The sequence below is a fragment of the Rheinheimera sp. genome (assembly GCF_020217005.1).
Taxonomy (GTDB): domain Bacteria; phylum Pseudomonadota; class Gammaproteobacteria; order Enterobacterales; family Alteromonadaceae; genus Pararheinheimera.
The window spans coordinates 1-10,000 of record NZ_JAIWOI010000025.1 but is presented as its reverse complement, the minus strand read 5'-3'; the positions used below and the strand labels follow the sequence as shown (position 1 = coordinate 10,000).

General features: G+C 45.7%; 10 protein-coding genes. All 10 read right to left on the bottom strand.

Annotated elements, in window-relative coordinates; genetic code table 11:
- On the bottom strand, positions 1 to 624 hold a 624-nt coding region (locus LDL40_RS01295; RefSeq protein ID WP_300992925.1), incomplete at its 3' end, for a hypothetical protein.
- 1 nt (position 625) lies between these two features.
- On the bottom strand, positions 626 to 1,057 hold the full coding sequence (gene tolR / locus LDL40_RS01290) for a protein TolR (RefSeq protein ID WP_300992923.1): 432 nt from the start codon (positions 1,055 to 1,057) through the stop codon (positions 626 to 628).
- A complete protein-coding gene (gene tolQ / locus LDL40_RS01285) occupies positions 1,057 to 1,740 on the bottom strand; it encodes a protein TolQ (protein WP_367304288.1) in 684 nt (227 codons plus the stop codon). Before tolQ ends, tolR begins: the two co-directional genes overlap by 1 nt.
- Positions 1,715 to 2,140: a tol-pal system-associated acyl-CoA thioesterase gene (ybgC, locus tag LDL40_RS01280; RefSeq protein WP_300992918.1), complete on the bottom strand. Its 426-nt coding sequence runs from the start codon at positions 2,138 to 2,140 to the stop codon at positions 1,715 to 1,717. The genes tolQ and ybgC overlap by 26 nt, the downstream gene beginning before the upstream one ends.
- Positions 2,141 to 3,256: 1,116 nt before the next feature.
- Positions 3,257 to 4,267, bottom strand: coding sequence for a Holliday junction branch migration DNA helicase RuvB (gene ruvB / locus LDL40_RS01275; protein WP_300992916.1), 1,011 nt, complete (start codon positions 4,265 to 4,267; stop codon positions 3,257 to 3,259).
- A gap of 23 nt (positions 4,268 to 4,290) precedes the next feature.
- Positions 4,291 to 4,914, bottom strand: a complete 624-nt coding sequence (gene ruvA, locus LDL40_RS01270) for a Holliday junction branch migration protein RuvA (protein ID WP_300992914.1) — start codon at positions 4,912 to 4,914, stop codon at positions 4,291 to 4,293.
- A 27-nt stretch (positions 4,915 to 4,941) separates the two neighbouring features.
- Positions 4,942 to 5,463, bottom strand: a complete 522-nt coding sequence (ruvC, locus tag LDL40_RS01265; protein WP_046520634.1) for a crossover junction endodeoxyribonuclease RuvC — start codon at positions 5,461 to 5,463, stop codon at positions 4,942 to 4,944.
- Positions 5,463 to 6,203 carry a YebC/PmpR family DNA-binding transcriptional regulator gene (locus tag LDL40_RS01260; protein ID WP_300992911.1) on the bottom strand — a complete coding sequence of 247 codons (741 nt, stop codon included), beginning with the start codon at positions 6,201 to 6,203 and terminating at the stop codon, positions 5,463 to 5,465. The genes ruvC and LDL40_RS01260 overlap by 1 nt, the downstream gene beginning before the upstream one ends.
- 115 nt (positions 6,204 to 6,318) lie before the next feature.
- Positions 6,319 to 8,094: an aspartate--tRNA ligase gene (aspS, locus tag LDL40_RS01255; protein ID WP_300992909.1), complete on the bottom strand. Its 1,776-nt coding sequence runs from the start codon at positions 8,092 to 8,094 to the stop codon at positions 6,319 to 6,321.
- Between the two features lie 133 nt (positions 8,095 to 8,227).
- Positions 8,228 to 10,000: diguanylate cyclase (locus tag LDL40_RS01250; RefSeq protein ID WP_300992907.1), on the bottom strand; the 1,773-nt coding region annotated here is incomplete at its 5' end.

Genomic DNA, 10,000 nt, shown 5'->3' with positions numbered 1-10,000 from the left:
CTGGCCTGCTTTTGCTGCTCGGCGAGCTTCCGCTTCCTCTTCCAACTGCTCCGCCAACATTTCTTCTGCCGCTTCGCGTTCACGTTTTTCTTGCTCAGCTTTGGCTTTTTCAGCTTTTTCCTTGGCAGCTTTTTCTTTTGCGGCCTTTTCTTTTGCTGCTTTTTCCTTTTTCTTCTTCTCTATCTCTTGCTGCTTTTTCTTTTCGTCATCTTTCTTTTTCTTTTCAGCAGCAAGCTTTTGTTGTTTCTCTTTTTCTATGGCTTGTTTTTTCTTTTCTTCAACCGCTTTTTTCTCAGCGATTTCGGCTTCTTTTTTCTCTTGTTCCTGTTTTTTCAGACGCTGCTCTTCAAGACGCTTATCACGCTCTTCCTGCTGCTTCTTCTTTTCTAAATCTTTCTTGCGCTTTTCCTCAGCTTTCTTTTTTTGCTGATTTTTCTCTTTCAGTTCATCAAACTGCGATTGATCGATCGTTGTCGCATTCAGCGGCGCACTTAAATCACCCGCCATTGGTACAACCAAAATTTCTTCATTTTTAAAGAAATTGAAGTTAACAAACAGCAACACTGCTACTAAAACATGTAAAGCACCTGAGATGATCAGCGACTTCTTAAACGCTGGCTCCATCTTATTTTTGCTCCACATCGTCAGTCATTAAACCAACGGAAGGAGCGCCAGCGTCTTTTAGCAAATTCAACAGCTGAATGATCGCAGCATAGTTTACGCGGCCGTCGCCTTTAATGATCACTTGGGTGCCAGGTTCTAACTGCAGAGTGCCAGCTACTTCAGTTTGCATTTCCTGAGCGTTAAAAGGGCCTTTATTTACGCCATCTTTCTCAAAATAATACAAGCCACCCTCATCCACTGTCGCAACAAGTGGCGTCTTACCATCTTTCATTTGCTCAATGGGTTCTGCATCTGACTTAGGTAATTCTACTTTTACGCCTTGTGTGATGATTGGCGTTGTTACCATAAAAATAATCAGCAGAACCAGCATCACGTCGATATAAGGGACTACGTTGATCTCTGCCACCATACGGCGCTTTTTACGGACGTACATTAGTTATTTTCTCCGCTGGCCATAGCCTGACGGTGCAATATATTGGCGAACTCTTCAACAAAGTTGGCGTACGCGCTTTCCAGCATTTCTACTTTATGAGAAAACCTGTTGTACGCGATAACAGCCGGGATAGCGGCAAATAGACCTATAGCCGTTGCAATCAGAGCTTCTGCAATACCTGGAGCAACCATAGCTAATGTCGCTTGTTGCACCGCGCCTAAAGCGATAAAGGAATTCATGATACCCCAGACTGTACCGAACAGTCCGATATAAGGACTGATCGATCCAACAGTAGCTAAGAACGGCAGGTGGGTTTCCAGACGTTCTACTTCACGTGACAAACCTACACGCATTGCTCTCTGGGTTCCTTCCATCACCGCACCGGACTGGCGGCTGCTTTTATGTAAACGGGCAAACTCTTTAAAGCCCGCTTTAAATAATGCCTCAACACCTGTCACCGTGACTTTCGCACTGACTTCGTTGTACAACTTTGAAAGGTCAATACCTGACCAGAATTTATCTTCGAATTGCTTGGTTTCTTCAACGGCAGCACTCAGAGCCTTATTTCGCTGAATGATCATGGCCCACGACATCACAGACATGCTCAGTAAAACCAGCATAACCAGCTGCACTACTACACTAGCGTGAAGAATTAAATCAAGAACTGATAGTCCGCCTGTCACCTGATAACACCCCTAAAACATCGCGAGGTATTGCACTCGCTTTCATTAATGATAGTTTTACGCAAGCTATACTAACCTGCGCTGAACAAAGCAATTGTGCATCTGCGTTGTAGATTTCTTGCCAAAATACCAAACTGGCCTTTTTTAACTGCTTAATCTCACTTTTTACCAACAAAAGCTGGTTAAACCTTGCTGGCTTGTGGTTCTCCATCTGGACACTTTTCACCACAAAACCTATATCCTGACGAAGTAAACTGTCTTGTTCTATGCCTAAGCTTCGTAGCCATTCAGTTCTGGCTCTTTCAAAGAATTTCAGATAGTTAGCATAATATACTACGCCACCGGCATCAGTGTCTTCGTAATATACTCTGACCGGAAATTCAAAGGCTTGTAACATCATACTATTTTGTCACCCAAATTGGTCGCTATGATATTGGAGGCCACAGCCGAACTCAACAGGCTGGCGATGCCACAGTCAAAAATATTTTACGTTAAGCTCAGTATTTAACCACCAAAGTAGCTAGGGTACTGATTTTTTCGAAAAGTTTCCTGTTCACGATAAATGGGGAAAAATCAGCGACTAATAGCTTTTTTTGTCCTACCATCAAAATTTGTCTAAAAAATAGTAATTCGTGAAAAATCGGCAGCCCATTCAGTCTACCTTAATTATCAAGGCCTACCGCATAGTGATCAGATGAAACAGTTTAAAATTCGCACAAAACACATATTTATTCAGATTAGAAAATATAATCCCAAATCTCAATTTTTCTAGTTTGAAGTATTTACACTAACTCCCTAAAATGCGCCCGTGTTCTGAGCTAGCGCAAAGGTTGCGGCCCCTGTGCCCGACTTTAGTGATGAATACATGGTGATGTGATTGTCTGTTTGAAGATGGTCGTGTTGCTTCTCAACATGTTCCCTGGATTTTGAAGATTTACTTCAACTTGTTGCATTCGCCCGCTAATTTAGCGGGCTTTTTTTTACATTTTGCTTTCCTGCAAAATGCCCGGTCGGGCCACCGTCGCTTCGCTCCCGTGTAAAAAATCGCTCCAGACGATTTTTTGCCTTCCCACATGGTTCCATCCGGCCAGTGGACAGAGCCACTGGCGCTCAGCCGTGCATTGCCAAACTGTTGGCAATGCTAATTCCGGCTTCGCCCTACGGGCCATCGTCGTTGCACTCCGATGTTCAAAAAACAGTAGGATAGCTGTTTTTCACAGCTTAAGCTGCCGAAGGCGAACATCATGGACGATGTGAGTGAAATTCGTTCCTGACGTTTTTACTCGGGCTATCCTTGCCCCTCGCCTTATCAGGCCAGCTGAAGCTGTTCAAATTCGTTCCTGACGTTTTTACTCGGGCTATCCTTGCCCTCGCTTTATCAGGCCAGCTGAAGCTGTTCAAATTCGTTCCTGACGTTTTTACTCGGGCTATCCTTGCCCTCGCCTTATCAGGCCAGCTGAAGCTGTTCAAATTCGTTCCTGACGAATTTGTGTGTAAATTGATTTTCGATCATTACTTAATTCGATTCAGGTAAATCAAAACCAAAGTGTTTGTAGGCGGCTGGCGAGACGATACGGCCTCGTGGGGTACGTTGGATAAAACCTTGTTGAATTAAAAAAGGTTCGATTACATCTTCAATGGTTTCTTTTTCTTCGCCTATCGCTGCAGCCAGATTATCCAGTCCTACAGGACCACCACCAAACTTTTCAATAATGGATAGCATCAATTTGCGGTCCATATAGTCAAACCCACTGGCATCTACGTCCACCATATGCAAAGCAGCAGAAGCTATATCGACAGGAACCAGCCCCGCAGATTTGACCTGAGCATAATCACGAACTCGCCTTAAAAGGCGGTTGGCGATTCTGGGGGTACCGCGTGAGCGCCTTGCTATTTCAGTAGCAGCGGGTAATTCAAGTTCTAAATTCAGGTAATGAGCAGAACGTAAAATGATTTGTGCCAGCTCTTCAGTTTTATAAAACTCAAGCCGCTGTACTATGCCAAACCTGTCTCGCAGTGGTGATGTTAAAGCCCCGGCTCTGGTGGTAGCGCCTATCAAGGTAAAAGGGGGGAGTTCAAGCTTGATAGAGCGCGCTGCAGGCCCCTCGCCGATCATAATATCCAACTGATAATCTTCCATTGCCGGATATAAAATCTCTTCAACCACAGGACTTAAACGGTGGATTTCATCGATAAAAAGCACATCGTTGGGCTCCAGATTAGTCAGAAGCGCCGCTAAATCACCAGCCTTTTCCAGCACAGGACCTGAGGTGTTTTTAATATTGACCCCCATTTCATTGGCGACCACCATAGCCAGGGTGGTTTTCCCTAAACCAGGGGGGCCAAAGATCAACAAGTGGTCCAAAGGCTCACCCCGCCCCCTGGCTGCCTCGATAAAGATCGCCATTTGCTCTTTGACATGAGGTTGACCTGTGTAATCCGCCAGAGATTTTGGCCTTATGGCGCGGTCAATCAGCTCATCTTCGCGACTGGCTTTGGTATCGATCAGACGATCGGCTTCTATCATGGGAAATCCTGATTAAATCTGCGTTAAATCATACTGCGCAACGCCAGCTTGATTAGCTGCTCGCTGCTCATATCGGCCTGTTTCACTTTTTGTACTGCTTTGCTGGCCTGCAACTGGCTATAACCCAGAGCCACTAACGCACTGATTGCATCCTGTTCAGCACTTTCAACCAGTTCAAACGAATCCACTTCGTCGCCGGCAAGCACTAAGTGGTCAGTCACCGGAGTACTAATATTCAGCCCCCAGTCTTTTAACCTATCACGCATCTCTATCAATAAGCGTTCTGCCGTCTTTTTACCTACACCAGGCAGTTTAACCAGGGTACTGATATCGTCATGTTGCACACAACGGACAAACTGCTGAGCCGAAAGGCCAGATAAAATAGTCAGAGCTAACTTAGGCCCTATGCCATTGGCTTTAATCAGTTGACGAAACAAAGCCCGCTCTGTACTGGTATGAAAGCCATATAAAAGCTGCGCATCTTCCCGCACCACAAAATGAGTGTAAATCACAGCTTCTTTGCCGACGTCAGGCAATTTGTAGAAACTGGTTAATGGCAACTGCACTTCATAGCCAACACCAGCCACGTCAATTAATAAATCCGGCGCCTGTTTTTCTAAAATAACACCACGTAATAATCCAATCACAGTCAAAAGCTCCGGAATACAGATAAATCAGCGCAGGCGGCCCCTTACTGTTTTGGTAGCCTGTCCTGCCATATGCAATAAACTTTGGTGAGTATGCCCGTGACACATAGCCACGGCAAGGGCATCGGCAGCATCGGCTTGTGGATTGCCGGGCAATTTTAACAAGGTGCGGATCATATGCTGCACCTGAGTTTTATCTGCAGCACCAGTACCTACTACAGCTTGTTTCACTTGACGGGCCGAATATTCAAACACTTCAAGCCCAGCATTTTTCGCCGCCACTATCGCAGCACCACGAGCTTGCCCGAGCTTTAACGCCGAGTCAGGGTTTCGTGCCATAAAAACCTGCTCTATCGCAAATACATCAGGCTGGGTTTGCTGAATAATTTCGCTGACACCATCAAATATTTGCTTTAACCGATCAGGTATATCGTTTAGCGTCAGACGAATACAACCACTGGCAATGTATTCAAATTTCTGGCCAGTCTGGCGCACTACCCCGTAGCCAGTTAAACGGCTGCCGGGGTCTATACCCAGGATAATAGCCATTAAGGCACTAACGCCATCACGTCATCGGCAATGTCGGCATTGTGATAGACGTTTTGTACATCATCGAAGTCTTCCAGCATGTCGATCAGTTTAAAAAACTTCACCACATGTTCTGCATCTACTTCGGCTTTTACAGAGGGAACCATAGTGATTTCAGCATCATCCGCGACAAGTTTTGCAGCCTCCAACGCCTCACGTACATCGTTAAAACTGTCCGGACTGGTGATCACTTCAATGCTGCCGTCCTCATGACTAACCACGTCTTCAGCGCCAGCCTCTAGTGCGATGTCCAGTACTTGATCTTCTGATAATCCGGGCGCAAAAGAAATCATGCCTTTTTTACTGAATAAATAGCTAACAGAGCCAGCGGTGCCCATATTTCCGTATTTGGTAAAAGCACTACGCACATCAGCTACAGTACGTTTGTGGTTGTCCGTCAGGGTTTCCACTACTATGGCAACGCCACAAGGACCATAACCTTCGTACACCAGCTCTTCGTAGTTACTGCCATCCTGCTCACCAGCACCACGTTTGATCGCTCTGTCTATCGCATCCCGCGTCATATTATTTAGCAGCGCTTTGGCCACTGCAGTGCGTAAACGTGGATTGGCATCCACATCAGCACTGATACGGGCAGACACCGTCAGCTCACGAATAAGTTTGGTAAAAATTTTCACTCGTTTGGCATCCTGACGAGCCTTACGGTGCTTCATGTTAGCCCATTTACTATGACCAGCCATGTGCATACTCCATGAAAAAGAAGCGGCAAAAGCCGCTTCCAGATAGTTAAATGTCAATCACAGATCAGAGTGCTGTGCTCAGCGCTCTGTACCTTCAAAAGTCCTACATCAGGACTTATTGCTTTTTCACCACCTGAATGCCCAACTCGGCCAGTTGAGCCGGATTAGCTTCGCCTGGTGCATCTGTCAGCGGACAAGCTGCAGTGGCAGTTTTTGGGAACGCCATCACGTCACGGATTGAGCTCGCGCCCGTCATCAGCATCACCAGACGGTCTAAACCAAAAGCTAAACCTGCATGTGGAGGTGCACCATAACGTAAAGCCTCCAACAAGAAACCAAACTTCTCAGCCGCCTCTTCATCACTGATACCCAGCAACTGGAATACTTTAGCCTGCACATCCGGCGTATGGATCCGTACAGAACCACCACCTAACTCAGTACCGTTTAACACCATATCATAGGCGTTGGACAACAGGGCTCTGTGATCCAGCTTGTCCATTTCGGTCGCCAGGAATTCTGCAGTGTCCAAAGGCGAAGTGAATGGGTGGTGCACAGCGGAGAAACTACCATCATCGTTTTCTTCAAACATTGGGAAATCGACAACCCACAGTGGTTTCCAGCCCGGCACTGTTAAACCTAAATCTTCGCCTAACTTCAGACGCAAAGCGCCCATAGCTTCACACACTACTTTATAGCTGTCTGCGCCGAAGAAAATTAAGTCGCCAGTGGCAGCTTCAGTGCGTTTTAAAATTTCACTGATAATTTCAGGCGTTAAGAACTTGGCTACAGGTGACTGAATACCTTCAGCGCCGGCATTGATGTCGTTCACTTTTAACCAGGCTAGGCCTTTAGCACCGTAAATACCTACAAAAGCAGTGTAATTGTCGATGTCTTTGCGCGAGACTTTCTCTGCGGCGCCTGGCACTTTTAACGCGACCACGCGGCCTTTTTTATCATTGGCCGGGCCAGAGAATACTTTGAATTCGACGTCTTTTACTAAATCGGCGACGTCAACAAACTGCATAGGGTTACGCAGATCCGGTTTGTCTGAACCGTATAAACGCATGGCTTCGTTGTAGGTCATGCGTGGCATTTTGCCTAAATCGACATTCAACAGCTGAAGGAACATTTGGTGCACCATCTGTTCCGTGACTTCCATCACTTGCTCAGAAGTCATGAATGAGGTTTCGATATCAATCTGAGTGAATTCCGGTTGGCGGTCAGCACGTAAGTCTTCGTCGCGGAAACATTTTACGATTTGGTAATAACGGTCTAAACCCGCCATCATCAGCAATTGTTTAAACAGCTGAGGTGATTGTGGCAACGCGAAGAACTGACCTTTGTGAGTGCGGCTTGGCACTAAATAGTCACGGGCGCCCTCAGGGGTCGCTTTGGTCAGAATTGGAGTTTCCACATCCAGGAAGCCCTGGCTGTCCATAAAATTACGGACAAAACTGGTTACTTTAGCGCGGAACTTTAAACGGTCGCTCATCAAAGGACGGCGTAAATCAATGTAACGGTATTTTAAACGTTGTTCTTCGCTGTTGTTCTGGTTTGGATCCAGCGGAATAGGCGCTGATTTATTCAAAATAGTCAGACTGGATGCGTACACTTCCACTTCACCTGTAGCCATCTCAGCATTGACCTGAGACTCTGGACGCGCGCGCACCGTACCAGTTATCTGTACGCAATATTCGTTGCGTAAATCAGCGGCTTGGGTGAATAAGTCAGTTAAATCGGGATCAAAAAACACTTGAACCAGGCCTTCGCGGTCGCGCAGGTCAATAAAAATCAAACCACCTAAGTCACGGCGGCGATTCACCCACCCACACAATGACACCTGTTGACCAATGTTTTCTGCCTTTAATGAACCGCAATAATGGCTACGCATTAACTTATCCTTTCAGTCGAACTTTAATCTGCCTGCGAAAATGAGCGCTAATTATATAGAAAAGACGATTAATGTCACTGCCCTTAAAGCCAGTTGATGAGGCTGAATTAAATTTTATTTGCTCTGGATGTGTCTATCGGCTGAAACGATACTGGCTTTTGCCCTGCTGTTTTACCTGATACATCAGTTTGTCAGCAGACTTTAACAAAGTCGCAGCATCTGTACCGTCATGAGGATAAATTGCAATGCCTATACTGGCGCCTACGCTGGCCTGACAAACCGATAAGGCCAGTGGTTCCTGCAAGTAGAGTAAGATCTTTTCTGCCACTATAGCAGCATCATCTCTATCTACTAAGCCCGTCAATAAAATTACAAACTCATCGCCACCAAACCGGGCTACAGTGTCGGTTTTACGAACGCAATGACTCAAAATAGCGGACAATTTAACCAGCATTTCATCCCCCAGATCATGACCGTATTGATCATTAACTTGCTTAAAACCGTCTAAATCGATAAACATCAGCGCCAACATCTCATTATGTCTGGCATGTTGATGTAAAGCGGTTTGCAGGCGCTCAATCAATAGGCTGCGGTTGGGTAATTGAGTTAAGTCATCATGCCCTGCCATAAAACGCATTTTCTCTTCCACTTTTCGGCGCAGATTCACTTCACGGCGCAAGGAGAAGTTCCAGATTAAGAAGCCAACAATCACGATCAATGACAGGCCAGCTATTTGCAACACCAAGGTGACCACTCTGCTCTGATCCAGCCCTTGTTTGATTTCTAGATTCAGCCACTTATCCAGCAAGCTTTTTCTGTCGGCATCATTGATGGTCTTAAGGCCTTTATTCACTATCACTAATAATTCCGGAAGCTCTTTGTGCACGCCAAAATAGGAAGGATACACAGGTAAATCTGTTGGCAGATAAGCCCGCAGATTAACATAGCGAGGATCTCGTATTGCAATGCCAGAAGCCACCACAGTATCCAAAGCAAAATCTGCCTGACCAGAGGCAACCAACTCCAACCCTTCTTCTAAACTATCCACAGCAATCACCTGATGCTGAGGAAAATCTTTTTTGAATTGTTGCATAAACTGATAATCACGCATGATGCTAATACGCTGGCTTGGCATTTGAGCAACCCTAGCCTCAAATTTCGCATCGTGTTTCCCTATCAGTATCCATTGTAAAGTCCAGTAATCCAGACTGAATGCGCTGAAACTACGCCGCTCCGGCAAATCAGAAATGTTCGCTACCATTTGCAATTTTCCGGCTTTAAAATCCTCCAGTAAAAGTGTCCAATCGTCATAGGCTTGTGGCACAAACTGCACTTCTAAACGTTGATTTAAAAGTTCCAGTACATCTGAGGTGATCCCTTGAGTCTTGCCATTTTCATCGGTGAACTCAATAGGCCTCCAGTTACTCATCACACCGACTCTAATCTGCTGATGCTGATTAAGCCACTCGCGCTCAGCCAGGGTCAGTGGAACTTTATCGCGGAACTTCTGAAAATACCCTCCAGCCTCTTTACCCAACCAACGTCTTTCAATCTCAATCATTTCATCAAGACTGATTTGAGAAAAACCTTGCTGAATGCTCTGATACAACCTGTTGTCATCCGGACGGATAAGTGAATAAACCGCCGATTCGTAACGAATACCCGGGAACTCTTTAAACAACTCCTGACTATTGCTCTGCGCCAATCTGTTGCGAACTACTACCTCTGAAGCTAAAAAGCCAAAGAGTTGCTTTTTTAAGACAGCTTCAATCATCTGATCCACTGTATCAAAGACTTTAATTTTAACATTCGGAAATTGCTGTTGCAGTTCCGCGCAAAAACTGGCTGTTTGTAATACGCCTACACTAATATCTTTCTGCTGCGCCAGATCTGTCTGATCTGCCTC

What these genes read in the sequence shown, in the direction of transcription:
- tolR (WP_300992923.1), bottom strand. Translation starts at nt 1,057, where the DNA reads ATGTACGTCCGTAAAAAGCGCCGTATGGTGGCAGAGATCAACGTAGTC.
- ybgC (WP_300992918.1), bottom strand. Translation starts at nt 2,140, where the DNA reads ATGATGTTACAAGCCTTTGAATTTCCGGTCAGAGTATATTACGAAGAC.
- ruvB (WP_300992916.1), bottom strand. Translation starts at nt 4,267, where the DNA reads ATGATAGAAGCCGATCGTCTGATCGATACCAAAGCCAGTCGCGAAGAT.
- ruvC (WP_046520634.1), bottom strand. Translation starts at nt 5,463, where the DNA reads ATGGCTATTATCCTGGGTATAGACCCCGGCAGCCGTTTAACTGGCTAC.
- LDL40_RS01260 (WP_300992911.1), bottom strand. Translation starts at nt 6,203, where the DNA reads ATGGCTGGTCATAGTAAATGGGCTAACATGAAGCACCGTAAGGCTCGT.
- aspS (WP_300992909.1), bottom strand. Translation starts at nt 8,094, where the DNA reads ATGCGTAGCCATTATTGCGGTTCATTAAAGGCAGAAAACATTGGTCAA.